This is a genomic window from Bacillus thuringiensis (genome assembly GCF_001182785.1).
Lineage (GTDB): Bacteria > Bacillota > Bacilli > Bacillales > Bacillaceae_G > Bacillus_A > Bacillus_A thuringiensis_S.
In genome coordinates this window covers 133,098-159,427 of the sequence record NZ_CP012101.1, presented here as the reverse complement: position 1 = coordinate 159,427, position 26,330 = coordinate 133,098, and the positions used below count along the sequence as shown (strand labels likewise).

Sequence of the window (26,330 nt, the reverse complement as noted above, 5' to 3'; positions counted from 1 at the left end):
AATATTCCCCATATCGTCTAAACCTTCGCTATCCAACTTATTATTTTTTTTATTTGGGATACCACCCCATCGCTATCAAGCTAAGTTCATACAATGTCAATTATAGTAGGGTATCTTTGCCCATCCCCCGAAAAGGGGTATTGATACAAAATATTCCAATTCGTTAACGTTTAACGTTTTAGGTTATCTGGATCAGGTGGTGCTAGCAAAACAACCTTAGTTATAATCATAGTGAGAAATTAACTGGGCTAAACGGATTTGTAACATAAACGTTCGTTTTTGTTGCGTTTTGTATTTGAAAATATGAAATATCTTAACCATTGAACTCGCTGTAACAAAATATTGTATCGAAAATAATTCGTAACATTATTAGTAAAATACCTTTTTGTTACAGTTAAACTTGTTAATGGAAATAAAATACAGCCTATGACCCAAAATTACATGTATCTCGGCTGAACCCCAAAGTAAGTATAAGTATGAAAAATAAAAGCTCTTCATTTGCAAAAGCAAACAAAGAGCAAAAGTCTGAGTGACCGTAGAAGAAAGAAATTGACGGATTTCTTTCCTATTTATTTTAACATATATAAAGATATTAAGAAAAGAGGCATGTAGAATGGAAGAAGGTCGTATTTCCTTTCAGCAAGGGTTTAAAGAATTTCTTATAATGATGGTCTGTTTTTGATTCATTATGTTTCTCATGTATAGTGAAAGCCTGTTACAATAGAATGGAGTCGAAAGTCTAAATACCCTTAGGTAGCTCTCATAGGTGTAAGATCTATGGGGGCTTTTTTAATACAATATATATAATTTCACGTACCGTAATATTAAATAAAAGAGAAAAAACATAATTAATAGTATACATTTAATTTTTTGCCTTATCACTCCGCTTAGTGGGTTCTGTCTCGTCTGTTTTGGATACTATTTCATATGAAATGGAGATATTATTTTTAATTTGGATAGATTTCTTGCGAAATATATACCTAAAGCCGTATTTTAATTTAAATATGATACGATAGTTGCATATTTACATTTAGATGGTAAAAGGGGATGAGTGTTGATGAAAAATCATATAAAAGTAAATGGAAAACTCCTTCAGACAAATAAAAAATGGTCACATCTCCGGCAAAAACAAAAAGATCATATTTCTAATTGGTTACGTAGGGAATACATACACTTTGTAAGAACTCATCATCGAAAACCTAGAAAATATGAGCATGATGAAATTCTTCATGAAGTTATGAATCAAATACAGGAACGAGAAATTTGGATTCCGTATGGTGAAGTGAAAAAATACTATTTAAGTAAAATAGGAAAATGGTTTAGAAAAATAGAAGGTGAATGGGAAATACAAATAGACAACAATGAGCCGCAGCAAGCATTAAAAGAAAAATAGATACAAATAAGGGGAGAATTTCATGTATAACCTAAAAGAAGATATGTTGGAACAATTGAACGAGAATAAAGGGATCGTTACTGTATTTTTACAGAATGGCGTTCCAGTACGTGGGCAGATCCTTGCAATGGATAAATTCACCGTTCTTATGATGGTTCATGGTAAGCAACAGTTAATCTACAAACAAGCTTCTTCCACAATTCTTAGGTAATTCTTTTTTCCTATTTTGAGGGAAGGGGGTACAGCCTAGATACGTGTAAAAATAGGTCATAAGCTTACTTTTATTTCCAGGTACACAGCATTAGCAGCATCGGGAGGAGTACCAACCTCTTTCTCTTATGAGTCTTCTGATGAGAAATCTCATCTTATCAAGATTACACCTGATTACAGAATAAAATCTTTAGTTCTTTTAGCACCAGCTTCAGTTTGGTTTAAAACAAAAGGTGCTTTAGAAGACATAAACATCCCCATTTTAATGCTTGTTGGGGAGAAAGATCAACTTGCACCTTATTTTCATGCAGAAATTATATTAAATGGGATAACTGACAGTACTAAAATTCAACATAGAATAGTTAAAAACGCAGGAAATTTTTCATTTCTTAGTCCATTTCTAAAAGATATGACAAATTCATCTTTTCTTCCTTCACAAGATCCACATGGATTTAATCGAGAATATTTCCATCATGAGCTAAATGAAGAGATTACAGAATTCTTATTAAAAAATATACAATAACAAGGGCCGTTTCTTAAACAAACCGAGAACAGATGATGGATCTCAATGTTAATCAACAATAGGACGCGATTGTTGATTAACACCTAGATTTCGAAACGACTTTATTGTTATATTTTTTAGTGGAGTGAAGCAGTAAAATACGGCCTGTTCCTTGCGGAACTTTTAGCTTTTTAGGGTTTTAATGTTTTTATTTTGTGCACTTACATAATTAATTGTAAAGGCATAAAGTAAGGCGATCTATCCGTTTTGTTTTTTTGAATTTTCTTATTTTTTACTCAGAAGTGTTATAATTAGAATTATAACACTTCTGAGTAAGGTGACGGAATAGTCGCTATTCGAAAAAGACTTCGCAAATAGCCCTTAGCAATAAATCAAAAGTCGACTTGCAGGATATAGATACATATTTATAGGAGTTAGTTCAATGTAAACGGCTGTCAGTTTAATTATGCTTATTTTCTTTACTTTTTTAAAGATGTTAAGGAACAAATATTCCAAAAAGTATTTAGGATTATCTAGACCGTTTGGTGCTAGTAAAACAACCTTATGCATGATAAAAACGTGTTTCCTTTTTCAAAAAGAAGGATTAACGTTGTAACATAAATAAACGTTTTTGTTACATTTTTTCTTTTTACATCCTGGCCTAGATCGTATTGAATTTAGATGTAACTAAATACGGTCTCAAAAATAATTTGTCACAGAAATAATTCTGCTACCTTTTTGTTACGCAAATGGGTTTCTAATTGGTAGTTTTTGTTTTTGGGGGAAAGGGTAAAACAACTGTTAGCGGAATTAGAAAAATACAAAGTAACGGGATGAGAAAAATAGGGGGAACACGTTGAAAACGAAATTAAAAACATTTCAAAAAGACAGAAATAAGAACGTGCGATCTCCACGATTCGCTTCTAAAATAAAACAGTAGCATGAAATCCTTAGAGTTCATGCTACTGTTACAGAAATATTATTTAGCTTTTACAGCTTCTTTTAATACTTTCCCTGCTTTAAAGGCAGGTGTTTTTCCCGCAGGGATCGTAAGAGCTTCACCAGTATGTGGATTGCGTCCTTCACGGGCAGCACGTTCTCTTACTTCGAATGTACCGAAGCCAAGTAGCTGTACATGTTCCCCATTTTGTAGTGCATGTTGAATAGATTCTAATACTGCATCTACAGCAAGACTCGCTTGTGGTTTTGTTAGTTCGGACTGTATTGCAACTTGTTTGATTAATTCTGATTTGTTCATAAGGCACCTCTTATTGTGATGTATACTTGTTTCAGTATAAAGGTGTAAATGAAATGGTGCAAGATAGTTTGTGAGATGTAAATTCTATAACAGGAAAATGAATGATACAGAGGGAATACTCTGTATAAAAGGAATGGGGAGGAATAAAGATGGAAAATGCCTTTTACACGGAGTTAAATGAATTAGAACGTGGTGCAGAAGTAGTAAGGGTATTAGGACACCCTGTCCGTCTCCAAATTGTACATCAATTAATAAAGAAAACTTCATTAAATGTTTCTGAATTACAACGGTATCTTAGCATCCCACAATCCATCGTTTCGCAACATCTCGGCAGGTTAAAAATTCATAAAGTTGTAGCATATGAGCGAAAAGGATTAGAAGTATTTTATCGAGTGGACGATGAAAAAGTGAAACAAACGCTGAAGATACTGATAGGTTAAATAGATAGCTTCGTTTATTTATCTAGCCATGTGCGGATAAAAATAATGACCGAGGAGGGGATTCTTTTATGGGCGGGAGTTCATATTACAATTATATAACTATAAAAGAACTTATCTTTATTCATTTCTATGTAACAGGGAAAAAATCCCATCTTTACAAGCATTAGAAATACTAAAAAAGTTTGCTCCTGAAGAAATACAAGGTACAATTAGACAAACGCGTCAGTATCGTATACGGAAAAATGGAGAAGAATTGTTCGGATACTACAGTAAGAAACATCCGAAATTATTTGATAAGTAAAAGTTATACACCTATGAAGAGTTGAAAAATCGTGCAGTATATGCTTATTCCTCTTATTTGACGATTCATCTATAATCCAGATAGGGAAATACGTATGCATTCGGTTCTGAAAAAGATAAAACACCTATTTTTTTGAAGAATCTAAAAAACGACCGCTCAGATTGATTTTTAACGAAAGAATACACTTCTATGTAAAAAACGTTAAACGTTACATATCAGCCAATATGAGTATACTGGATTGATAAAACAAAAGAAAATTGCATAATAAATAAACCCGTTAGGGTTTATTTATTATACGCTTTTTTAATAATATTTTGACCTAGCTGAATGAAGGTTCAGTTTGTTTCCTCCTTAAGTTGATGGGCGATGGACCTTTTTATTGGTGAGGAAACAAGAGAACATCAAGATATAGAGTTTGCTGTTTTTCGAAAAGACCAACAATATCTGAAAGATTATCTTAATGAATGGAGTTCAAAAAGGTAATTAAAGGTAAGTTCTATACTTGGGAAAATGAATTTTTAGATTTGCCAGTTCACGAAATACACGCTTTGAATATGTTAAACGGAGATAAAATAGAAATTCTTCTTAATGAAACAAAAGAAAATGATTGGATATTCAGAAGAGACTTTAGGATTTCTTACCCACTCAATTCCGTTTGGAGTACTACTAAAACAGGTATTCCATATCTAAATCCAGAAATTGTACTTTTATATAAAGCGAAGAATACAAGAGAAAAAGACCATCAAGACTTTATCGCTATAAAGGATTATCTTGATAATGAGAAGAAAAAATGGCTGCGATATGCTTTAGAAGTACACGAACCAGAAAATAAGTGGCTTCAGCTTTTAATCTAAAACTTATTTAGCTCGCAGGTGCTTTTAGTTTAATGAAATTAAAGTACTTTAATTTCATGTGCGGCAAGGATATTTTATTAGCGTACTATCTATAAAGATTTTAATTATTCAATGGAGGAGAAGTCATGGAACGAGTCGATGTAGTATATTCACTTATTTATGATGATACAAATCAAAAAATTCTTATGGTTAGAAACAAACGTGAAAATGGTAGTGAATGGAGCCTTCCAGGAGGAGCAAGAGAAATTGGAGAAACATTAGAACAAGCTGTTATTCGTGAGACATTTGAAGAAACTGGGTTAACAGTTGAAATTGAAAATATATTTGCTATTAACGAAAAATTCTTTCCACATGCACATGCTGTAATCTTTACCTTTGTAGCTAGAATAGTAGGGGGAGAAATATCTATTCAAGACCAAAATGAGATTACTGATATTAGTTGGATAAACATAAAGGAAGCTGAAAAAATTATGTTTTACTTTCCTAATGGCTTTCAAAATTTATTGAAAAAAGGGGTAGTAGCTCTTTATTATTTTCAAAATAAGTAGCACAAAAAGAGCAATTACATAATTTAAAACATAAAAAGAAGCTAACTCTATCTTATACATGGAGATAAAATTAGCTTTTTGTTTATCGTAAGTTAGTTATTTAATAAAAAAAGTACATGTAAATACAATCCAGTATATGAACCGTTTTTATATGTATCTCGTCTAGATACATATATTCATTTGGTATATTTTGTATTGTTCCCCCTTTTAGGGGGATGAGCAAAAACACGACACACGACATCTAGAGATATTATTTATAAAAATTTTTGATTAGAATTCAGGACACCATCATATAAAAATGTTATAAAAATACTTTAATACATCATTGAATAAACCGGCATTAACATTTAGATATCTAATGTTTCAGGGCGTGCTACAATCAATTATTCAGATGTATTCTGATGATTACATTAATCACACAAAATCTCTTTCTCATTTTTTACCAATACTTTATCTAACACCCCGACAGGCATTCTTGATTTAGTTGGTAGGTTCAACCGCACAATAAATTCTTTCCCTTCAACAATTTCTTTACAACAAATATGGCAAACTAGTTTTACTTCTTTAAAAAATGACACCAATGTTATTCCCTTTCTCTATTCATCTTCTAAATCTTGTTCTTGCTTTATTCTTAATCTATATACATAATACATCGGTATACACCCACAAATAAATATAATGGCTCCTACTAATAAGCCATTAATCCAGCTAAAGGTTGGGGTAATAGAAGTAAGATATGCAACAGTCACTACAATAATAATTAGTACTACCATACTAACTATAAGTGATTTCTTTGGATTTTTTATTTCCTTTTCATGTTCCACACTAACACTTATTGATAAATAGGCAGATACAACAGATGTTAAAATAAATACCATCCAAAGTGGGTTTTCACGCATCCCATCAAGTCCACCTTGAAATAGATCGTAACCAAGAATGCATAAAATACCGATTGTTTGGACAATATACGTAATTCTAACATTTTTCAAATTCCTTAAAATGAGTCTTTCATCTGTAATCTTCTTCATTCAAAATCCTCCTGATTTATCCAAAATATTTCGTTTAAGTTTGCATTTACGGCATAGCAAATTTGTAAACATAGCTTTAGTGACGGGTTATATTTCCCTTTTTCAATTAGACTGACGGTTTGTCTTGTAATACCAACTTCATCAGCAAGCTGCTGTTGTGTTAAATCTGCTTTGACACGAGCAATTTTCACGTGATTTTTCATATAACACCCTCCACAGAATAATGTAACTTATATATTACCTTTTGTAAAGTATAAGTTGCATAAATATTAAATAATTGCTTCATTTCATAAAATAGTAGCTGTTTGTAGCTTTGAAAATTAAATTAAAGCCTTAAAGATCTCTTCAAAAATAAGAAACAGTTTTTATCCAACTTTCCTACGAATTATCAATCTTTTTTTAATTACCTAACTTTATGCAAATGATACAAAAGCCAATGCACATATGCATATTAAAATAAAAGGGGGTCATACAATGGAAATGAATTCCACTCTATGACCCGTTTTTACACGTACCTCGACTGAACCCCGTATACATGCTCGGTTAACATAACGTCTCATTATCGGTAGCAAGGAAAAAGGCAGACCCTTACTCTCACAGGGAATCCCCCTTTTTTGTTCTATGGAACTATGCATTTTTTATACATTCCTATCATGGTGCGGTTTTCGGGTTCTCGTTTGTTACTGGATTACTCGAAAAATTATATAAATTTATGCATATTCTTAACGGGTTTTTTTCCGAAAGGCTGGCGTAATCCCTACTTTATGTGGCGGGTTATTCCTTGAATCGTTTCCGTACCACTATCTTGTATAGACATATCTAACTAAAATCTATTTGATATATTTCGTCTTATTCCCCTTTTTCGGGGGATGGTCAAAAACACCCATCTTGTAGAAGGTGTTTAGCAGCCATGCATAGAATCACTTCTTTGAGGTGATGATTATGACAGTGGAAACATCAATAAGGTATAGAGACATTACAGGAACTATATTTAGAAATGGACGGTTTCAATATGAAGCTACCTTTATTCTAGGTGGGAAAATTAACGAGTTATTTATGATTCTTTGCCGATGTAATACGCTTTATCTTGAACCTGAGTACCAAGTATAATTGAACTCACTGGCTGTTATGATGAGTTTAGTGAGTATTATTTATTGATGTAAATGCTTTTTTAAAGGAGATGCAACCCTTAAGTGACGTTGCAAAACATATGGAACAACAAACTAAATATCCTGAGTAATAATTTAAACACATCTGAGGATGAATATACTCTCACATTTTTGTATTCATTATGTAGGGGTCCTACCCCACATCGCCATTAAGCTAAAATTTATAGACTTGCTAAACAGTATAAAGAAGTAAAAATTGGGAAAACTAACGAATAATTAAGGACGATTCAGGGGGTACCAAATGGAGCATAAATCAAAAGTAACAATTGGGGATTACGTTCAATTTTTATATCGTAAAAATCCTAATTTAGAATTAACCGGATATGTAGTCAGTGTTCTACAGAATACAATTGTTGTAGATATTACAGAAATAATGGGATTTGAAGTAGATGATGTTAGGCAAGTAGTAAAACACGGTTACTATAATAAAGTGAATCAAAGTCAAATAAAAAATAATGTTTCATAAAAATTTGGTGTTATTGTTTCATTTATGGTTTATATTCGCTTATTTACGCAGCCATTGTTTCAGTTAGCACAAGCGGCAACAAGTTTGCAGTCAACTGCTGCAGCAAGCGAACGTGTATTTGAATTCTTAGACGAAGCTGAGCTTGAAGACGAAAGTGACAAAGAATCTATATTACATGCCAATGATGTCAAAGGTAATGTGGAATTTAAAAATGTTAAATTTGGATATACGAAAGAGAATCGTATTATTAAAGATTTCTCTGCTCATATAAAAGCCGGCCAAAAAGTTGCAATTGTTGGACCTACCGGTGCTGGAAAAACAACGCTTGTGAACCTCCTTATGCGTTTCTATGAAGTTGATAGCGGTGAAATAAAAATTGAGGATGTACCGACTAATTCAATTACTCGTAAAAATGTTCATGATCTATTTTGTATGGTGTTACAAGATACTTGGTTATTTGAAGGTACGATTAAGGAAAATATAATTTATAACAAAGTAGATGTAACTGATGAAGAAGTAGTTGCGGCTTGTAAAGCAGTAGGTTTGGACCATTTTATTAGAACTTTGCCTAAAGGTTACGATACAGCATTAAATGATAAAGCGAGCTTATCTGTAGGGCAAAAACAGCTTCTTACTATTGCAAGGGCCATGGTAAAAAAAGCTCCGTTACTTATTTTAGATGAGGCTACTAGTTCGGTTGACACTCGTACTGAAGCGCTTATTCAAGAAGCAATGGATAAATTGATGGTGGGTAAAACATCATTTGTGATTGCACACAGACTTTCAACAATTAGAAATGCCGATTTGATTTTGGTTATGAAAGATGGAGACATTATTGAAAGTGGTAATCATGAAGAATTGATTGCAAAGAAAGGATTCTATGCGGATCTATACAATAGTCAGTTTGAAGATGCATCTTAAAAATTGAAATAGTTCTGTTGCAGAGCTGGAGATAAACATAAGGCTCATCTGGCTGTTAAATTTTCAGTAGAATTTAAAGTTGACATTTGGCAAAAGACGATATAGAAATATCAACTTTTAGCCATTGAAATTAATATATATAAAACACATAAAAACGTCTCGAGCTCATTTAAATGCTAGAGACGTTTTTATGTGTTCTGCTCATCTTTTGAATCATTCACTTTTGCAGTTTCTCCATTTAATCGTGGATTTTTTAAATTAAAATAAGCATCTAATATATCTTTGCCAATTACATAATTAATACTTGATTTATCATCTTGAATCCACGGCCCAGCAACAGGACGCTTAATTTCTAACGGTTCCGGTATCTTTTATTTTGACATGTGTCTTTACATTTATTTTAGCCTCTGCTAACGCTTTCAACCAATCTCCTTTTACTTTTTTCCACTCTTTATATTGATAGGCTCTAGCGTATAGGGATAATCCGATTGGATCAATTTTATTCTGCTGTATTTCATACAACATATTTTGTAACTTCTTATTAACTTCTTTTTCAATAGCACTTTCTAAATTATTTATATTTTTTTTATTATCATAGTGCCCCTTCATTAAATTCGCATTGTTTTTTTCTACTAAGGCTACATTAGCGTTTATATCGAGATTAAATACAAACTTTCCATTTTTAAAACTAACATCTATCTTCCTTGTCGCATTCTGTACGAAGATAGATGTGTTTGGTTTTTTGTTGGATTTTTTAGGAGGAAGCACAAGGTGTAGTATCATTCGTCCTGTATTTTTTGACTTATTTATAAGATTGAAGAACTTAACGTCTTTTTTAGGGATATGAGTTAAATATTTTCCTTGTCGATTTAAAAACGCAATTCCTACTGTGTCGATTTCATTCTTTGTTTTTTTGATAATTGGAACAGTTTGTGTCATTCCTTCTTCATTTTGTTCTCTCATTAATTGTTGAATTGTAGAAGAGACGGATTGATTATTTTGAATTGAAGACTCGATTACACCATTTATATAAGATGGTAGTGATGGTTTACTAGGCTTATGAACTTTAAAAATTTCATCTGCGGGTCCATCTACAAGTACTACTTTAGCATTTATGGTAGCGTAAGGATCACGGTAGGAAGAATCAAGTTCCTGCAACCAATTTGATTCTTGCGCCAATTTTTTTCCAATTAAAATGATTTCAGCTTTGGAGGCTGTCATATAGCCTGTTAACTTTGTATCTATCTTACTGAATCCATTATATACAGTTGACGCCTGTGTCCAATGCTCTATAGTACTCTGTTGCTGTTTCTGATGAAAGAGTGGGATGCTTGTGCCAACTTTTATGTCTCCATTAGGGGTTCTATCCAAGCCAATTAATAGGATTAATGAAACCTTCTCAAGAGGAATTCTCTGACTACAACCAATTAAATATACACAACAAATTACAATCCATATCCATTTTCGAATCAAAGTTGTTTCCTCCTAGTAACCCAAGCAAAAAGAATGCTGTAAATGAAAAATAAAATTGGTAATAGAATAAAGAAAATGATATTTAAGATATCCACAAAAGAATATATAAATAAATATTGATCCACATTGGGATTTAGAAAAATAAATAAGCCGACAATTAATACCATAAAACCAACCAGCGCCCAATTGCGAGCGTTTTTTTGAAGTGAAATGGTCACAGACTCAAAACTGAAAAATAAATATGGATATATTGTAGTGGAGAATACAATTAAATAGTAAGCGATATATATAATTTCTAATCGTTCTATGAAAGAAAAACGAACTCCTTTTAACAGATGAAATACTGGCCAAATTACGTCTTTTATCCCCTCCGGACTAAAGTATATATAAGAGAGAATAGTCACATATAAATAGAAAAACATGGTTCCAGTATTCGCAATTAGTAGTCCCTTTATAGCTTGTTGTTTTTTTTGTAAGAACGGATAAATAAAATATGCAATTTCTAAGCCAGCATAAGGGGTAATGGTTTCTTTCGTTGCTTTTATAATAGGGTATATACCATCTTTTAAAATAGGTAGTAGGTGTAAAGGAGCATACATAGTCTTTAATGAAAAAAGAAGAAATAATGGCATCCAAGTAGTGAAGAAGAAAACAAGCATAGAATAACTAGTAAGAGCCCTTAACCCACTCAGGACTAAAATAATAAAAGGCAATAGTAATAATATGGCGATTTGATAAGCAGGAATGGAAGGGAATATCCACACTTTTACAATATCAGTTGCCTTTAATAAAGTATTAAGACCAGCAAAAAATAGATAAAAGGCATATAAAAGAAAAAGAATTGTTCCTATCCATTTACCAAAGTATGTGTTTAAGATTTGTGAGAAATTTTTGTCAGGACTTTTTTGTAACATTAATATAATAAATACGCCAATTATAGAAGTAGTTATCCAACCAAGAATGATAGAAATCCAGCCATCTGTGCCAGCGGTAGTAGCAAGTGGACTTGGCATAATTAACATACCTGATGCAAGTTGCAGTGAATGGATGAAAACAATAAATTCAAATAAAGTTATGTTTTGAAATTTAAGATTCCCCATGCGAATCACCTTCTTTTTTCTTTTTTTGTTTCGGCTGTCCTGTACTCGGGCGGGTGGTGATCATAGAAATAGGAAATCTTACAAAAGAATCTTTTAACTCTTGAAGCCGAAATGGTGCGATTGGCAATCCGTATGGTGAACCATAGGAAGTTAGTGAAACAAAATGAGCAAATAAAAGCATTAATCCACTAACAATACCTACAATCCCATAAAAGTATGCCAATAACATCATTGGAAAGCGAATAAGGCGTATAGAACTTGATAAGTCATAATTAGAAACAATAAATGATGCAATGGCGGTAATAGATACGATAATAACCATAACGTTACTCACAAGACCAGCTTGAACAGCCGCCTGCCCAATTACAATCCCTCCAACAATTCCAATTGTTTGTCCAATTGGTTGTGGTAAGCGAATACCAGCTTCACGTAGCATTTCGAGTGTAATTTCCATTATAAAAGCTTCCAATAGGGGAGAGAAAGGAACTTTGACTCTTGACGTTGCAATAGAAGTGTATAAGTCTATTGGAATGATTTCAAAGTGAAAAGAGACTATAGCAATATAAATTGCGGGTAAAAAAATCGCTATAATAAATCCTGCAAATCGTAATAAACGAAAAAATGATGCAATGAGCCAATGAATATTATAATCATCAGGAGTCTGAAAAAATCCAATCAAATTCATAGGAACAACCATTGCACCCGGGGACCTATCCATCAACACTGCTACTTTTCCATCAAGTATATGATTTGAAATTGCATCTGGGCGTTCGCTTAAATAAGCCTGTGGAAAAGGAGTCCAATTTTGATCCTTTGTAAAATTAGACAGTTCTCCAATGCTCAATACCGTATCCGTTTTAATATTACAGATTCTAGTTTCTATTTCTTGGACTACATCTGCGTTTGCTACATCACCTAAGTAAATCAAATAGACTAAAGAAGTGGCTCGTTCTCCAATCGTCAGCTTTTTGATTTTCAGCTCTGTAGAGGGAATATATCGACGAATTAGGCCTATATTTTTTGTGGCATTCTCAATAAAACCATCATGTGAGCCTTTAATAGTAACTTCTGAAATCGGTTCTTGAATTGATCTCTCTGCCCAGCCTTTTGTATTTATTAGAAGTGACCGCTTTTCGCCCTCCATAAACAGTACACATTGACCCTCAAGTAATCCTTCTTTAATTTCATTCCATGTATATACTATTTTGGTATGGGTAGCAATAATATTAGAATTAAATATTTGACTGTCTTCATTTACTCCTTGTAATAATGGTGTAACAACATTGCTTTTTAATGCAACACCATCTGTAAGACCTTCAAAATAATATAGTAAAATATTCGTGTTTGTTTTTAATTGCAAAGGATGTTCAATCAAATCTGCACTAATATCAAAGATGTTATCTAGTATATCTTTAAGCTTTTGTAAGTTACTCGTTTGGATCTTTTCAATGGTTTTATCTGTCTTAGTTTCTAAGGTTTCTTCAATTAAGGACATGAGTTCACCTCTTAATATGTATAATAATCCGTTTTTTTTATTATTATTTTTCTATAATTAAATTTTATTCATTGAATTTAATTATTTTGAGAGGGATAAAGTAGAAAGTAGTTTTAAACTATCCTCACTTTCAATTCATTTAGGACATCTCCATAGTCCTTACGGTTAGAGGCCTTATCGCTTCATTCTTTAGATTGATACTTGCGTTAATCTCCCTATCATGGTGTGTACGACAAGTAGGGCAGTATCATAGAGTTTAAACGTCTTTGTTTTGATATCCACAACAAGATCATAATTAGATCGAAGCAAATGTTTTCAATACGACAATGACTTGTTTGCCGTACCACTTGGGTTTGTATTCTAACATGGCTCGAAACTGTGACCATGATACCTCACTAATTGCTTTTGCTAACCTATGATTCTTTAATATATTCAATACTTACAAATCCTTTATATCGATAACATCATGATTTTTGATGTTATCAGTTGAGATTTTGTGCAAGTAATATTTTCTAGTATTTTCTATATGTTCATGAATTCTAGCTACTTTTACTCGTTATTTATTCCGGCGAGAAGATTCTTTCGTTCGTCTAGAAAGAATAAGTTGTGCTTTCGCTAACTTCTCTTCTAATGATCGAAAAAATTCGGAATTTTCTAGGTCATTCCATCTGACAAAATGGCAAAATCTTATAGTTCTACAGCCATTTCGATGTAAGAATTTGTTTTTGGAAGTTCTTGCACTTCTGTTTCAACTAATAGTGACACGATTCATCTCCCATTGGAGTTCCTTGAGGAAGGAGTCTTCTAGGAAAAAATGATAATTATTTATTGAAATTTCAATATACGAATGTTTAATTTTAAAATATCTGTGTATTTTTATTAATTGATTTTATGGAATTTGGGGATTTATATGATTTAATCCACTTAAAACGGTATTTTAAGTGGATTAAGAAATTATTCCCATTTTTATTTTTCTTTATTTTCTAATAACATATGCTATAATGAAAAAAACTAAAATTTCGACATTTTTCGTCAAAAAAGGAGAGTGCTCTATGAAACAATCGTTAACCTTGAAAGAAACAATCCCTATTGGACTTATGCTGTTTGCAATATTTTTTGGTGCAGGTAATATGATATTCCCTCCATTATTAGGATATTCATCTGGAACGAATATTTGGATATCGATTTCGGGATTTGTTGTGAGTAGTATTGGACTTCCATTACTAGCCATTGCTGCTATTTCCCTTTTTGGTGGAAATGTTAGTACCCTTGCTAGTAGGATTCACCCCGCCTGTGGTGTTATTATTCCTCTTATCATTTATTTAGCAATTGGCCCTTTTTTCGCCATTCCTCGTACAGGCACTGTTTCATATGAAATGGCAGTTGCCCCCTTTTTAAGTAACACCATGCAAAATCAATGGTATATATTACTTCTGTACACATTTATATATTTCACTATAACGTATTATCTATCTTTAAATCCCTCTAAATTGGTAGATAGAATTGGAAAATATTTAACCCCGCTGTTACTAATCATGATTAGTATTATTATTATTAAAGCAATTTCTTCACCAGTTGGATCTATTTCAACACCCACTGATTCATATCAGGAAGCTCCTTTTTTCAAAGGATTTATTGAAGGATTTTTAACAATGGATGCCCTTGCTGCTCTCGTATTTGGAATTATTGTAATTAACGCTATAAAAGAAAAAGGTGTTACAAATAAAAAATCCATTGCTAAATCTACTATAGCAGCAGGGCTTATAGCCGCACTTGGATTATCTATCATATATATATCACTTGCTTATATTGGAGCTACTTCTCAAACATTTGGCACATTTGAAAACGGAAGTGTGTTATTAACAAATGTAGTACAACATTTATTTGGGCAATATGGTCTTTCCTTATTAGGAATTACGATGTTATTCGCATGTTTAACTACATCTGTAGGACTAGTTTCAGCATGTGGGAGATTTTTCACAACACTATTTCCAAAGATTTCTTATAACAAAATCATTTTAATTATTTGCTTATTTAGCTTTGGAGTATCAAACCTTGGTTTGTCTATGCTAATTAAACTTTCCCTACCTATCCTAATTGTTATCTATCCTGTAGCAATAGTGTTAATTATTCTCGCTTTTTTTGATCGTTATATAAAAGATAAGCAGGCTGTCTATGTTGGAGCAGTTTTAGGAGCATTACTGATTAGTATAATACAAGGATTAGAAACAGCAGAACTGGCTAGTGACTCGCTGCTTACTTTCATGCAACATGTTCCTTTATATAATGAAGGAATGGGATGGGTTTTAATAGCCTTACTTGGTGGTTTGATCGGTTTGATGATTTCTGGAAGAAATAAACAATTCTCTACTACGTAAGATCATTAGGGAAATTGTAATCATTGGAACAATGTAACTCTAAAAAGACGTCTGATTCGTGTACAAAGAGAAAATATATAAACGAAAATAGTATCTGAGTGCTAATAAAAAAATTTGAAGATCATGTTTCCGCTTATTTTTTGTCCAATTGAATTCACGTTTTTTTAGATAAATATATTCATTAGAATAAGGGGGATTAATCATATGGATTTCATCAAAGATGTAATCACTTCCATCCACAAATTCATTGGAATAACAAATGAATTTTTATGGGGTTACATCCTAATTGCTCTTTTAATTGGGATTGGGTGCTATTTTACAATTAAGACAAGGTTTGTACAATTTCGCTATATTGGTGAAATGATTCGCTTACTTAGTGATGGCGCAAGTTCCTCAACTCGTAAAGCACAAAAAGAAAAAAATGGAGTTTCTTCTTTTCAAGCATTTTGCATGAGTACAGCTTCTCGCGTTGGTACAGGAAATTTAGCCGGTGTAGCAATTGCGATTTCCACAGGCGGACCCGGTGCAATATTTTGGATGTGGCTTATCGCATTAATTGGGGGAGCTTCTGCATTTGTAGAAAGTACACTTGCTCAAATATACAAAGTAAAAGATGGTAATAAATTTCGAGGCGGTCCAGCTTACTATATGGAAAAAGGATTAAATAAACGTTGGATGGGAGTTGTTTTCTCAATTTTAATTACAGTTTGCTTTGGTCTGGTATTTAATGCTGTTCAAGCGAATACAGTTTCGCTAGCATTTGAAAGCGCATTCAATATGGAACCTAAAATTGTCGGCTGTATACTAGTTAGCTTAATCGCAATAATTATTTTTGGAGGCGTAAAACGGATTGCTCGTGTTGCAGAAATGATTGTACCATTTATGGCGATTCTTTATGTTGGTGTTGCACTATTTGTGGTTATTACAAATATTACGCAAGTTCCTATTCTATTTAAAGAAATTTTGCTGCATGCTTTTGGTATAAAGGAAGTTGTAGGCGGAGGACTTGGTGCTGCGATTCTTCTAGGAGTAAAGCGTGGTTTATTTTCAAATGAAGCTGGTATGGGAAGCGCTCCAAACGCAGCTGCGACTGCCAATGTTACTCATCCTGTTAAACAAGGATTTATTCAAACGCTTGGTGTTTTTACTGATACACTAATAATTTGTAGTTGTACTGCATTTATGATCCTTCTATCCGATATGCACAATTCTACAGACTTGAATGGAATTCAATTAACACAAGAAGCATTAAAAACTCATATCGGTCCATGGGCACCTATCTTTGTAGCGGTAGCAATTTTTCTATTTGCCTTTAGTTCTCTCGTTGGGAACTATTACTATGGTGAAACAAACATTGAGTTTTTAAGTGGTAGTAAGACATTATTAATGATATATCGTATTTCAGTAATTGGTATGGTAATGCTCGGTTCTATAGCTACAATTCAAATTGTATGGGATATTGCAGATCTATTCATGGGGATTATGGCCATTTTTAATCTCATTGCAATTATTTTCCTTGGAAAATATGCTTTCTCTGCACTCAAAGATTATATAAGACAAAAGAAAGCTGGAAAGGATCCAATTTTCTATGCAACTAATATTCCTAATTTAAAGAATACTGAATGCTGGAACAACGAAAAAACCAAACAAAAGATTGGTTAACAAAGATATTTACTTAAATACAGAGGAGTCAATTTCTAGGATTCTGAAGACGCACTTTTATTCAGGTCGATTATTAAATACAGATTATGAACACAGCTATCAAGTTGAGGAAATAGAGAATTTTGATAATTAGAATACAATTAATAATTAGGAAAGGGACGTATTAGTGATGCAGTGCATTCAAACAAATAACCTAGAACAATTGTTAGAGCAAGTACAAACATATACAAAAAAAGGGAAACTGGCTACTTATATCCCAGAACTAGGAAATGCGAATCTAGATGATTTAGGGATTGCAATTTATCATAAAGAGACAGATTATATTCATGCCGGTAACTCACAAACGCTCTTTACACTTCAAAGTATTTCAAAAGTAATTACGCTTGCACTTGCGCTTTTAGACTGCGGCGAAGAGTATGTATTTTCTAAAGTTGGAATGGAGCCAACTGGTGATCCATTTAATTCTATTATTAAATTAGAAACAGCTAGCCCTTCTAAGCCACTCAATCCAATGATTAACGCAGGAGCACTAGCAATTACAAGTATGCTAACAGGGGATAGTAATGACGAGAAGATGGAACGGATTCTTTCCTTTGTGCGTGATATTACGGATAATCCTACCATTAATTACTCTTTAAAAGTAGCCGTCTCTGAATTAGAAACAGCTTACTTAAATCGCTCTCTTTGCTACTACATGAAGCAAAATGATATTATTCATGGAGATGTAGAGGCGTTAATGGATTTATACACAAGGCAATGTGCAATTGAGGTAAACTGTATTGATTTAGCACGGATAGGTTTAATTTTTGCAATGGATGGATATGACCCATATAGAAAAAAACAAATTGTTCCGAAACATATAACAAAAATTTGTAAAACCTTTATGGTCACATGTGGCATGTACAACGAATCTGGTGAATTTGCAATTCGCGTAGGGATTCCCGCGAAGAGTGGCGTTTCCGGTGGAATATTCGGCTGCGTAAAAGGAGAAATGGGAATTGGTATTTTTGGACCAGCTCTAGATGCAAACGGAAATAGTATAGCTGGTATTAAAGTACTAAAGCTACTTTCCTTAAAAGAATGCTGGAGTATCTTTTAGGTTTTTAGTACTAATTATATAAAGATAGATGAAAAATTCTAAATAGCCTCTTACTCAAATTAAAGGGATTCTGATGCAAAATCAGCAAAAAGCTAAAAAGAGACATGGATAAAGGGATTGAATCAATTCAATTCAATCTATATATATAAATGAAACTGCAGTTCGTGACCAAACTGCAGTTTCATTTATATAAAATTACATAAGATTTAATAGCGCTTAATCTAAATTTTTATCCTTTAAGAACCTTTATACCAGAATTACCTATTTACACAATGGCTGAGTGAATATATATGAAATTGGCTGGTTTCTATTCTAGACATATACTCTATTATATAGATAAACACAAATAGATTAGGGAGTTACTAGCAATATGACAGAGATAGAAATTATTAAATCAAAAGAAAAATTAACCATTACATGGCAAAGCGCAATAATAAATATTTCTTTAGAGGATATCGTTGAGGTTAATACAAATAATACTATTACGAACACTACCAAAGTGGTAAAGGTCGGTAGAGAGCTTGAATTTTCAGAAATAGTTGTTATTAGAACAAAAAAATTAGCTTATGAATTATTTACAACTAATAAATTAACACTGCTAAATAAAATCAACTTTTAACTTGCAAAAAGTTTTGATGTGAATTTTTCTAAATATTTTATAACAAAGCACGACAAGGTTCCCTATAGATAGACTATATTATCAAAGAATCTTGGCGGAGAATTAATGTAAACTGTATAAACTGTAATGACAGTCATGAGAAAAGGTTTAAAAATCAATTTTAATTATATAAAAATTACACATTTAAATATGACCGGATTTAAGTACTGTAAACTAATTATAGAGCGTTTAATTAAAATTCATCTTCCAAAATTAGATTACCGGCATCATTATCTTTCGTCAATCGCTGATTCAAATAATTTTCTTTCGTAGTACGATCATTTCTATGACCTACTGCAGCTGCGATAATATGAGGTGGTAATCCTTTGTAATCATATAAGTACTGTACATAAAAATGTCTAAAGAAGTGGGGAGTAATCCCGATATTCTCTGTAAAGGGTAGCTGAGTATCCTTAATGATTTTAGAAATATATTGTGACAAATAATTCTCTCTATAAGCAGTATGGTTTTTAGTTTGAAATAATGTTCCACCATTTCTATTCCCAATGTCTATAGGTAATCTTCTCCGCATTCGAAATGCGGCAATCCGATTAAAAATCTCCTTATTAATGGAAACAATCCGCTCATTATCTCCCTTTGTATCAACCTTTAAATAATATCGTCCTCGTATAGCGTCATACTCAAGATCCTCCCACTTTGCATGTGCGACTTCTGCAACACGTAACCCTGTAGTAGCTAGGACTGACAATAAAGCGTAATTGATTTCATTATCCTTGTAGTAATGAAGCAACTGTTTTACTTCCTCATATGATAACTCCCGTTTAGGTTTATGCTGTTTATTTACAGTTGTACTTAGTATCTCAACATGTAAAGGGTCCTGAATATATTGGATTTCATATAGCCATTTCAAATAGGAACGAATAACACCAAGCTTTCTACTAATTGTAGATGGCTTGTATTTATTTTTAGATTGATAGGAGATCGCCTCCTGTGACAACCATTTTTGATAATTACGGATATGTCGTTTTCTAAGGTTTCTCCAGACTTGACCAACTTTATAATCTTTTACATCTTTCTTTAGAAATTCCGCACTTTGTTTAATAAAGAAATAAAACTGACTTAGATCACGTGCATATAGGGTTCTTGATGCATCCTTAATCCGTTTTTCTTGGTCAAAATGTGTTTGTCGATTCAAGTAGTAATACAATATCTCTTCATCTGAAAACCCTTCATATGTATATGAATCTTCTCTTTCATTATTTTCCTTTTTTAATTCCGCTTCATTTATATAATCATGGTTCCATAATGCAATTATGTTTGTAAAATTTTGCTTTTGTTTCTCTATGTTTTCTAAAGAAGTCTCACTTTGAAGAGTATCTAATTCAAATTTCAATGTTATTCAACTCCTTATAAATTCCTTTTATATTAAATATTATAACTTAATCAATTAGAAAATAAATTATATATTAAGATTAAACTTTATAAAATATAAATATACAATGACTATAGAAAATCTCCCATTTTCTATGCTTATATTATAGTTTCAAAATTTACATTTAGTTAGTATTTTTTAAAATTTATTAAAATCTAATTTTAAAATTAAATCAAATTAGGTGTTGTTGTAATTTGAAAACTGGTATGAATGTCGATATATGTTATAATTTAATTAAAATATAAATTATATAAAATTTAATTTACATAATATTATTATGTAAATTAAGAGGTGTGAGGAGGAATTAGAATGCTTAGCGTATATGAAATGACTATGACTACAAATGAAGTAAAAGGCTACTTAGACATTAGTCACTTTATTTTTAATAATTTAATGAAGCAAGGAAAGCTAACGCCAATCAATAAGGATACGTGGCGTTTAGATGGAAGTTTCTTATTTAGTAGAGAAGAAGTAGAGAAAGTAAAAGAAGAATGTAAAATTGAGGGTATTACTTTATACCAGGCAAGTAAAGAGTACCATATTAGTATGAATCAACTTGAAAAATGGATAGAGGAAGGAAAGTTAGTTTATTCTTTAATAGAACATCGTAACCGACAAACGAAATTTGTGAAGGAGGAGGATATTCGTGAACTTGTTCAGCAAATAGAACAAGTTAATCCTGTATATACATTTTCGCAGAAGCATAATGTAGTATTATTTCAAAAGTTTGTAAAGGGAAATACATTGGCACGTGTTATTTCTATTCCAAAACGTGGTGATATTATAGTTCTTGATGAATTTGGGACTAATATGACACTTAGTGAGGCATTAAAAGAAGGATATGAGTCTGCTTATATATTATCGGATAAACCTAGAAGCCATCATCAAAGGTTTGTTAAGTTTCGTTTTCCAAAATCTGAGCGATTACGAAGCAACATTTTTCACATAATCGATAATATATTGCAGTACGTGTCTCCAAGAAATATAAAAATTTCAGAAGAAAAGACATTTTGGTATTTTGAGATTCGTCAATCATTAATTACATTACCACCAGGAATTCAAATGGAATGGATCGAAGAGTTAACGCCCTATATATTAGAAGGGAAAATTGTCCCAAGAATGAATCAAAGTGTATATTTGGATAGTAACACAGTAACGAAGTCTGTCATACTTACAAGTAAGGAATACAAATATATGAAAGAAATTACAAGTGAAACAAATAGCTCTATTGAAGAATTTATAGCAGTTGCTATCAGAGACAAAATTCATCAGCACTTACTTAAGTGAAATCGAATTTTTTACTGAATTAAAGCTGAATCTAAGTATTTTTCTTTTACTTCTATTATAACGTTTTGAGTGGAACGGAATAAATGCTATGCTTTACTGTTGCTAAAATGTTATTCAGGATATAAAATCTGAATATCTAGTTTTATATCTGTAATACTTCCTATAAAGTCTGCCATCAGACTTTTGGAAGTATAGAGAAAGAAAAAATACAAAACTTATTGTATAAATAATGTAGCGACAAATACCCTCTTTATGTATTAAGTAAATATATCTATTGTGTATGTAAAATAAATTTATATGTATGTTTTAATCATTAGTTCTAGAAAATTACCCTATAATTTTTGATACTATTTATAACTTTGTTCTAATCCAAACTGCATTACGACCTTTGGATACTAGTTCAATTAATTTTTCTTCTTGTAAACAAGCAAACGCTTTATTAATCGTGCTTGGTGAAACATCAGAAAATACCATTCGTATTGCTTCTTTTGTAAAAGGTAGTTCCTGTTTTAATATATACTCTTTAATTTTAAAACTTTTGTTCCCTTTCAGTTGGTAACTAGTAATATGTACATCTAGTTCTTTATACGCTTCTAGAATAATATGTAATAGACATTTTAATATAAAGGATACATTATGTTCTTGAAAATGCCAATTTGCTGAAGATTTATAAAGGGCATCATAATAATCTCTCTCATATTTTTTTAGTATTTTATCTAGTGAAATATATTTCACTAGTGAATGTTTACTTTGTAATAGTAATAAAGATATAAGTAGACGTACCATTCTTCCATTTCCAGATTCAAAAGGAAAAATACATATAAAATTAAGTACAAAATTACAAATTAAAAGTAGGGGATCAATTTCTTTTTGATTTAATAAATAATTGTATTCTTCACATAAATCTTGTATTGCTTCTGGGATTTCTTTAATCGTTAAAGGACGATAGCAATAAAATGAGAAATTAAGTTGCGCATGTTCTTCAAGTAAGATTTCCTGTTTTCTCCACGTGCCACTATCCGAAGTAGCATATTTAAATAGTTGAAAATGTATTTCTAAGATTGTGCTCGGATCAATAGTGAGCCTTTCATAGTTATTATGAATGAGTGATAGCGCATCAACGTAACAAGATATTTCATCTTCGACCATTGTTTTTGGCGACAGATCATATGTAATTAATTCTTTTAACCTTTTATTTGTTATTTTTAAGTTTTTATACATTGCCACAAAATCTTTAGTATGTTGAAGTTGAGTAGATCTTTGCAACTTTTCTAATGTACATGGAAATTCCTTCTCATAGACCTCCAATCTCCCTTGGAATTGCTTTATTTTTCCAATTAGGCTAGCTACATCTAAATTTACCAATAAATTTGTGAATTTTTCGCCAAAAAACGAAATATTTTTCCCCTCCTATAATATAAAACTATACAATAATTAACTGGATTTAAAGTGTTTTTTTGAATAGTTTTTTATGTGTGAAAATTACAATAATTAGGGCCTTTTTGCCTTATTTTGTGACAAGATTTAACATCAGATTAAATAGTTACATGTTAAAAGGTGGAGTTTTATATTTTGTAATTGTTTTTTATTAATAATTAAGTCACTGAATATGGGGAAGGGGGAAGTCCTTATTAATGAAAACTATTGCTTTTTACTTACCACAATTTCATGAAATACCTGAAAACGATTTATGGTGGGGGAAGGGTTTTACAGAATGGACCAATGTAAAAAAAGCAAAACCACGTTTTTTAGGACACTATCAGCCTAGGGCTCCATTGGGGGATTATTATTACAACTTGTTAAATTTAGATGTTCATAGGTGGCAAATAAACTTAGCAAAACAGTATGGTTTAGATGGTTTTTGCTATTATCATTATTGGTTCCAAGGGAAAAAACTACTAGAAAAACCAGTAGAACTGAGAAATCAATGTAAGGAAATTGATTTCCCGTATTGCTTATGTTGGGCAAATGAATCCTGGACAAGATCTTGGGATGGGCAAGACCAGGAAGTATTAATACGACAAGAATATGGGGATGAGTCTGGTTGGAAAGAACACTTTAATTATCTTTTGCCATTTTTCAAAAGCGAAAACTATTTAACTAGTAAAGACAAACCGATATTTGTAATTTACCGACCAGCTTCTATACCGAACCTCAATACAATGTTAAGTCTATGGAATGAATGGGCTAAATCTGAGGGACTTCTAGGAATACATTTTGTAGAAATGTTAACGATTTTTGAAGATAAATCAGATTTTCCTTTTGATGCTGCTATAGAGTTTGAACGGTTCTGCTGCAAAGTTTAAAAAAAGTATACATAGGTCGATACATTAGGGATAGAATTTAAGCCATCATCATTAACTGTTGTAATTCCTGGTATGCCGAAAAGGCGAAGTCTTGTGAAAAACTTCGCCTTCGTTTGTAAAGGGCATGAATGGTTTCGATTCCTTTGATTGTACGTGAAGCATGGCGGAGGTTTTGAAATCCTGCGGATTTGACAAAACGTCGCTTGATATGTCTATGATCTTGTTCGATGAGATTATTGAAATGCTTAACAGTACAATGTTTCGTATGCACATAAAAACCATTATTTTTCAGTTTTTTGAGCGCACAAAGTAGAGCTGGAGCCTTGTCTGTTGTGAGAACTGTTGGTTCTCCAAAAGCTTTCACTAACCTTTTCATAAACATATAAGCGGCTTGATGTTCCCTTGTTTTACGAAGTTGAATATCCAAGGTGTATCCTTTTCGATCAATCGCACGATAAAGATAACACCACTCTCCTTTGACTTTGATGTAGGTTTCATCTAAATGCCATGCGAAATGTGCTGATTTATTTTTCTTCTTCCAAATTTGATAGATCAAATTGCCATATTCATGCACCCAACGCATAATGGTTGTAGGATGAACCGATATTCCACGTTCTCTCAAAAGTTCAGATACATCTCGATAACTTAAAGAAAAACGACAGTAGTAGCCGACGGCTACCAAAATAATATCTTTCTTGAACTGTTTTCCTTTAAAATATCTCATGCATCATGCTCCTCGAATCATTTTTCTTACATTTTAATTTCGTTTAGAAAACTTTGCAACAGAACCAAAATTTTTAATATAAAAAGGGTTTTGCTTTTTTGTTTATTTATATTTGTATAACTTTGTACGATATTATTTTCAAATTTTTTTTACATATAAAAATTAAATGCCTATACATACAAACAGATTTTAGATGTATTTCATAACATATTAGGTATGCATTCAATTAATTGCAATTAACTTGAAAAGTTGGTGGAAACATGAATAAGTTTAATAAATGTAATCATATTTCTTTTCCATGTGCCTTTCCTCCTGCAGGGCAAGGGCCAACAGGAGTGACTGGTCCAACAGGACCAACAGGACCCGGTGGAACAGGAATCGGTATAACAGGACCGACTGGACCTACAGGGCCGCAAGGGGAACCTGGGAATATAGGTCCAGTAGGACCGGAAGGACCACCTGGTGCTCCTGGATCAGCAGGGCCACAAGGTGTACAAGGAATTCAAGGGGAACCTGGGGATCCTGGTCCAACTGGACCGCAAGGCGTACAAGGAATTCAAGGGGAACCTGGGAATCCTGGTCCAACAGGACCGCAAGGCGTACAAGGAATCCAAGGGGAACTTGGGGACGCTGGTCCACCAGGACCAACAGGACCAATAGGGCCAACAGGAACTGGGGCAACAGGACCAACAGGACCAGTAGGACCGACGGGTCTTGGAACTGGGGCAACAGGAGCAACGGGACCAGTGGGACCGACAGGACCAGCTGGTGGGGCAACAGGACCAACGGGGGCAACAGGACCAGCTGGTGGGGCAACAGGGGAAACAGGACCAATAGGTCCAGCTGGTCCACCAGGTCCTGAAGGTCCCACAGGACCACAAGGTGTACAAGGAATTCAAGGAGAACCAGGTCCCGAAGGACCAACAGGAATTCAAGGCATACAAGGAATTCAAGGCCCACTAGGTCCCGAAGGACCAACAGGAATTCAAGGTAACCCTGGTTTACAAGGTCCTCCTGGGACACGAGGACCAACAGGGCCTGATATTCCTACAACATATGCAAATCTCACTTTTCAAGGTACTCAAACGGTTTTAAGTGGTGCCCCAGTTAATTTTACTAATAGTACTCAAGTTATTAATCTTACATTTAATGCTCCAGATACAATAACAATTATTGATACGGGTGTCTATGAAATAAATTATTATATTGCTATAGATCCAGCGAGCTTGCCTGATATTATTTTTGCTGTTGGTATTAATGGTCAAACTGGGGGAATAAGAGCTATGGGCACGAATACAAGTGGTTCAATAATTGCAGGTAATTTGATAATATCTTTAAATACAGGTGATCAAATACAAATATATAATGTTGGACAAAATACTGTAACAATTCCTCAAGTTGGTGGTATTACTAATCCTGGTAATCCAGGATTAGTAATTCGAGAAGGAGCACGCTTCTCTGTATTGAGAATATTTTAATATTAACAAGGTTTATTATAAAATTAAAATAAATATGGAATACAAGTGATTTAAGTTAGAAAAAACACTCATTTGAGTGTTTTTTTTCTTCTTTTTATTATTTTATAATATTATTTTAGGGATTTTTATGTGTTAAAGAGTTAAAAAAATTAAATGCCTAGATATACAAACAGATTTTAGATGTATT

At 32.7% G+C, this 26,330-nt stretch carries 21 protein-coding genes and 5 pseudogenes; 16 read left to right on the top strand and 10 right to left on the bottom strand.

The window, feature by feature from the left end:
- Nucleotides 1-1,057: 1,057 nt before the first annotated feature.
- From AC241_RS30240 to AC241_RS36100, 3 genes and pseudogenes are all read left to right on the top strand, one after another.
- The gene (locus tag AC241_RS30240) at nucleotides 1,058-1,393 is read left to right on the top strand and encodes a hypothetical protein (protein WP_050845491.1); all 336 of its coding nucleotides are present in this window, start codon (nucleotides 1,058-1,060) and stop codon (nucleotides 1,391-1,393) included.
- Between the two features lie 22 nt (nucleotides 1,394-1,415).
- A complete protein-coding gene (hfq, locus tag AC241_RS30235; RefSeq protein WP_050845490.1) occupies nucleotides 1,416-1,604 on the top strand; it encodes an RNA chaperone Hfq in 189 nt (62 codons plus the stop codon).
- A gap of 78 nt (nucleotides 1,605-1,682) precedes the next feature.
- Nucleotides 1,683-2,126 (top strand): annotated as a pseudogene (locus AC241_RS36100) (alpha/beta hydrolase family protein); the annotation flags it as partial.
- Nucleotides 2,127-3,084: 958 nt separating this feature from the next.
- Here the strand turns inward: AC241_RS36100 and AC241_RS30225 are convergent.
- Complete coding sequence (locus AC241_RS30225) at nucleotides 3,085-3,363, bottom strand: HU family DNA-binding protein (protein WP_050845489.1); 279 nt, start codon at nucleotides 3,361-3,363, stop codon at nucleotides 3,085-3,087.
- A gap of 149 nt (nucleotides 3,364-3,512) precedes the next feature.
- Between AC241_RS30225 and AC241_RS30220 the strand changes: the two genes are divergently transcribed.
- The 4 genes and pseudogenes from AC241_RS30220 (at nucleotide 3,513) to AC241_RS30210 (ending at nucleotide 5,506) form a co-directional block, all read left to right on the top strand.
- Nucleotides 3,513-3,803 (top strand): ArsR/SmtB family transcription factor, encoded by a 291-nt coding sequence (locus tag AC241_RS30220; protein WP_050845488.1) that lies wholly within the window; start codon nucleotides 3,513-3,515, stop codon nucleotides 3,801-3,803.
- 68 nt (nucleotides 3,804-3,871) lie between these two features.
- A pseudogene (locus tag AC241_RS35460) lies at nucleotides 3,872-4,179 on the top strand (hypothetical protein).
- Between the two features lie 291 nt (nucleotides 4,180-4,470).
- Nucleotides 4,471-4,958 (top strand): annotated as a pseudogene (locus AC241_RS30215) (nucleotidyltransferase domain-containing protein).
- A gap of 125 nt (nucleotides 4,959-5,083) precedes the next feature.
- Complete coding sequence (locus AC241_RS30210) at nucleotides 5,084-5,506, top strand: NUDIX hydrolase (protein WP_050845487.1); 423 nt, start codon at nucleotides 5,084-5,086, stop codon at nucleotides 5,504-5,506.
- Between the two features lie 596 nt (nucleotides 5,507-6,102).
- On the opposite strand, the gene AC241_RS30205 is transcribed toward AC241_RS30210, so the two are convergent.
- The gene (locus AC241_RS30205) at nucleotides 6,103-6,534 is read right to left on the bottom strand and encodes a hypothetical protein (RefSeq protein WP_050845486.1); all 432 of its coding nucleotides are present in this window, start codon (nucleotides 6,532-6,534) and stop codon (nucleotides 6,103-6,105) included.
- Nucleotides 6,531-6,737, bottom strand: coding sequence for a helix-turn-helix transcriptional regulator (locus tag AC241_RS30200; protein WP_050845485.1), 207 nt, complete (start codon nucleotides 6,735-6,737; stop codon nucleotides 6,531-6,533). The genes AC241_RS30205 and AC241_RS30200 overlap by 4 nt, the downstream gene beginning before the upstream one ends.
- Nucleotides 6,738-7,944: 1,207 nt before the next feature.
- On the opposite strand from AC241_RS30200, the gene AC241_RS30195 reads away from it, so the two are divergent.
- Both AC241_RS30195 and AC241_RS30190 read left to right on the top strand, forming a co-directional pair.
- Nucleotides 7,945-8,169 (top strand): DUF2187 family protein, encoded by a 225-nt coding sequence (locus tag AC241_RS30195; RefSeq protein ID WP_050845484.1) that lies wholly within the window; start codon nucleotides 7,945-7,947, stop codon nucleotides 8,167-8,169.
- A 3-nt stretch (nucleotides 8,170-8,172) separates the two neighbouring features.
- Nucleotides 8,173-9,090: pseudogene (locus AC241_RS30190) on the top strand (ABC transporter ATP-binding protein); the annotation flags it as partial.
- Nucleotides 9,091-9,435: 345 nt separating this feature from the next.
- Here AC241_RS30190 and AC241_RS30185 read toward each other — a convergent pair.
- The 4 genes and pseudogenes from AC241_RS30185 to AC241_RS34480 form a co-directional block, all read right to left on the bottom strand.
- Nucleotides 9,436-10,563, bottom strand: coding sequence for a Ger(x)C family spore germination protein (locus AC241_RS30185; protein WP_050845483.1), 1,128 nt, complete (start codon nucleotides 10,561-10,563; stop codon nucleotides 9,436-9,438).
- The gene (locus tag AC241_RS30180; RefSeq protein ID WP_050845482.1) at nucleotides 10,560-11,663 is read right to left on the bottom strand and encodes a GerAB/ArcD/ProY family transporter; all 1,104 of its coding nucleotides are present in this window, start codon (nucleotides 11,661-11,663) and stop codon (nucleotides 10,560-10,562) included. Before AC241_RS30180 ends, AC241_RS30185 begins: the two co-directional genes overlap by 4 nt.
- Entirely contained in the window at nucleotides 11,650-13,158 is a 1,509-nt protein-coding gene (locus tag AC241_RS30175) for a spore germination protein (RefSeq protein WP_050845481.1), read from the bottom strand. The genes AC241_RS30180 and AC241_RS30175 overlap by 14 nt, the downstream gene beginning before the upstream one ends.
- A 139-nt stretch (nucleotides 13,159-13,297) precedes the next feature.
- Nucleotides 13,298-13,923: pseudogene (locus AC241_RS34480) on the bottom strand (RNA-guided endonuclease TnpB family protein); the annotation flags it as partial.
- A 287-nt stretch (nucleotides 13,924-14,210) separates the two neighbouring features.
- On the opposite strand from AC241_RS34480, the gene brnQ reads away from it, so the two are divergent.
- The 4 genes from brnQ to AC241_RS30155 all read left to right on the top strand — a co-directional run bounded on the left by brnQ (nucleotide 14,211) and on the right by AC241_RS30155 (nucleotide 18,916).
- Nucleotides 14,211-15,536 carry a branched-chain amino acid transport system II carrier protein gene (brnQ, locus tag AC241_RS30170; protein ID WP_050845480.1) on the top strand — a complete coding sequence of 442 codons (1,326 nt, stop codon included), beginning with the start codon at nucleotides 14,211-14,213 and terminating at the stop codon, nucleotides 15,534-15,536.
- 204 nt (nucleotides 15,537-15,740) lie between these two features.
- Nucleotides 15,741-17,198, top strand: a complete 1,458-nt coding sequence (locus tag AC241_RS30165; RefSeq protein WP_050845479.1) for an alanine/glycine:cation symporter family protein — start codon at nucleotides 15,741-15,743, stop codon at nucleotides 17,196-17,198.
- A 169-nt stretch (nucleotides 17,199-17,367) separates the two neighbouring features.
- Complete coding sequence (gene glsA, locus AC241_RS30160) at nucleotides 17,368-18,297, top strand: glutaminase A (RefSeq protein ID WP_050845599.1); 930 nt, start codon at nucleotides 17,368-17,370, stop codon at nucleotides 18,295-18,297.
- A 370-nt stretch (nucleotides 18,298-18,667) separates the two neighbouring features.
- Entirely contained in the window at nucleotides 18,668-18,916 is a 249-nt protein-coding gene (locus tag AC241_RS30155; RefSeq protein WP_016083378.1) for a SunI/YnzG family protein, read from the top strand.
- Nucleotides 18,917-19,148: 232 nt separating this feature from the next.
- On the opposite strand, the gene AC241_RS30150 is transcribed toward AC241_RS30155, so the two are convergent.
- Nucleotides 19,149-20,309 (bottom strand): tyrosine-type recombinase/integrase, encoded by a 1,161-nt coding sequence (locus AC241_RS30150; protein ID WP_016083379.1) that lies wholly within the window; start codon nucleotides 20,307-20,309, stop codon nucleotides 19,149-19,151.
- 348 nt (nucleotides 20,310-20,657) lie between these two features.
- Here AC241_RS30150 and AC241_RS30145 point away from each other — a divergent pair, with 348 nt between their 5' ends.
- Nucleotides 20,658-21,635 carry a hypothetical protein gene (locus tag AC241_RS30145; protein WP_050845478.1) on the top strand — a complete coding sequence of 326 codons (978 nt, stop codon included), beginning with the start codon at nucleotides 20,658-20,660 and terminating at the stop codon, nucleotides 21,633-21,635.
- A 351-nt stretch (nucleotides 21,636-21,986) separates the two neighbouring features.
- On the opposite strand, the gene AC241_RS30140 is transcribed toward AC241_RS30145, so the two are convergent.
- Nucleotides 21,987-23,033: a Fic family protein gene (locus AC241_RS30140; RefSeq protein WP_050845477.1), complete on the bottom strand. Its 1,047-nt coding sequence runs from the start codon at nucleotides 23,031-23,033 to the stop codon at nucleotides 21,987-21,989.
- Nucleotides 23,034-23,269: 236 nt separating this feature from the next.
- Here AC241_RS30140 and AC241_RS30135 point away from each other — a divergent pair, with 236 nt between their 5' ends.
- A complete protein-coding gene (locus AC241_RS30135; RefSeq protein WP_230690644.1) occupies nucleotides 23,270-23,941 on the top strand; it encodes a glycosyltransferase WbsX family protein in 672 nt (223 codons plus the stop codon).
- Nucleotides 23,942-23,978: 37 nt separating this feature from the next.
- Here AC241_RS30135 and AC241_RS30130 read toward each other — a convergent pair whose 3' ends face one another.
- Nucleotides 23,979-24,665 (bottom strand): IS6 family transposase, encoded by a 687-nt coding sequence (locus AC241_RS30130; protein WP_050845422.1) that lies wholly within the window; start codon nucleotides 24,663-24,665, stop codon nucleotides 23,979-23,981.
- A 260-nt stretch (nucleotides 24,666-24,925) separates the two neighbouring features.
- Here AC241_RS30130 and AC241_RS35940 point away from each other — a divergent pair, with 260 nt between their 5' ends.
- Complete coding sequence (locus tag AC241_RS35940; RefSeq protein ID WP_155417088.1) at nucleotides 24,926-26,143, top strand: Gly-Xaa-Xaa repeat protein; 1,218 nt, start codon at nucleotides 24,926-24,928, stop codon at nucleotides 26,141-26,143.
- Nucleotides 26,144-26,330 lie beyond the last annotated feature (187 nt).

What these genes read in the sequence shown, in the direction of transcription:
- AC241_RS30240 (WP_050845491.1), top strand. Translation starts at nt 1,058, where the DNA reads ATGAAAAATCATATAAAAGTAAATGGAAAACTCCTTCAGACAAATAAA.
- hfq (WP_050845490.1), top strand. Translation starts at nt 1,416, where the DNA reads ATGTATAACCTAAAAGAAGATATGTTGGAACAATTGAACGAGAATAAA.
- AC241_RS30225 (WP_050845489.1), bottom strand. Translation starts at nt 3,363, where the DNA reads ATGAACAAATCAGAATTAATCAAACAAGTTGCAATACAGTCCGAACTA.
- AC241_RS30220 (WP_050845488.1), top strand. Translation starts at nt 3,513, where the DNA reads ATGGAAAATGCCTTTTACACGGAGTTAAATGAATTAGAACGTGGTGCA.
- AC241_RS30210 (WP_050845487.1), top strand. Translation starts at nt 5,084, where the DNA reads ATGGAACGAGTCGATGTAGTATATTCACTTATTTATGATGATACAAAT.
- AC241_RS30205 (WP_050845486.1), bottom strand. Translation starts at nt 6,534, where the DNA reads ATGAAGAAGATTACAGATGAAAGACTCATTTTAAGGAATTTGAAAAAT.
- AC241_RS30200 (WP_050845485.1), bottom strand. Translation starts at nt 6,737, where the DNA reads ATGAAAAATCACGTGAAAATTGCTCGTGTCAAAGCAGATTTAACACAA.
- AC241_RS30195 (WP_050845484.1), top strand. Translation starts at nt 7,945, where the DNA reads ATGGAGCATAAATCAAAAGTAACAATTGGGGATTACGTTCAATTTTTA.
- AC241_RS30180 (WP_050845482.1), bottom strand. Translation starts at nt 11,663, where the DNA reads ATGGGGAATCTTAAATTTCAAAACATAACTTTATTTGAATTTATTGTT.
- AC241_RS30175 (WP_050845481.1), bottom strand. Translation starts at nt 13,158, where the DNA reads ATGTCCTTAATTGAAGAAACCTTAGAAACTAAGACAGATAAAACCATT.
- brnQ (WP_050845480.1), top strand. Translation starts at nt 14,211, where the DNA reads ATGAAACAATCGTTAACCTTGAAAGAAACAATCCCTATTGGACTTATG.
- AC241_RS30165 (WP_050845479.1), top strand. Translation starts at nt 15,741, where the DNA reads ATGGATTTCATCAAAGATGTAATCACTTCCATCCACAAATTCATTGGA.
- glsA (WP_050845599.1), top strand. Translation starts at nt 17,368, where the DNA reads ATGCAGTGCATTCAAACAAATAACCTAGAACAATTGTTAGAGCAAGTA.
- AC241_RS30155 (WP_016083378.1), top strand. Translation starts at nt 18,668, where the DNA reads ATGACAGAGATAGAAATTATTAAATCAAAAGAAAAATTAACCATTACA.
- AC241_RS30145 (WP_050845478.1), top strand. Translation starts at nt 20,658, where the DNA reads ATGCTTAGCGTATATGAAATGACTATGACTACAAATGAAGTAAAAGGC.
- AC241_RS30135 (WP_230690644.1), top strand. Translation starts at nt 23,270, where the DNA reads ATGAAAACTATTGCTTTTTACTTACCACAATTTCATGAAATACCTGAA.
- AC241_RS30130 (WP_050845422.1), bottom strand. Translation starts at nt 24,665, where the DNA reads ATGAGATATTTTAAAGGAAAACAGTTCAAGAAAGATATTATTTTGGTA.
- AC241_RS35940 (WP_155417088.1), top strand. Translation starts at nt 24,926, where the DNA reads ATGAATAAGTTTAATAAATGTAATCATATTTCTTTTCCATGTGCCTTT.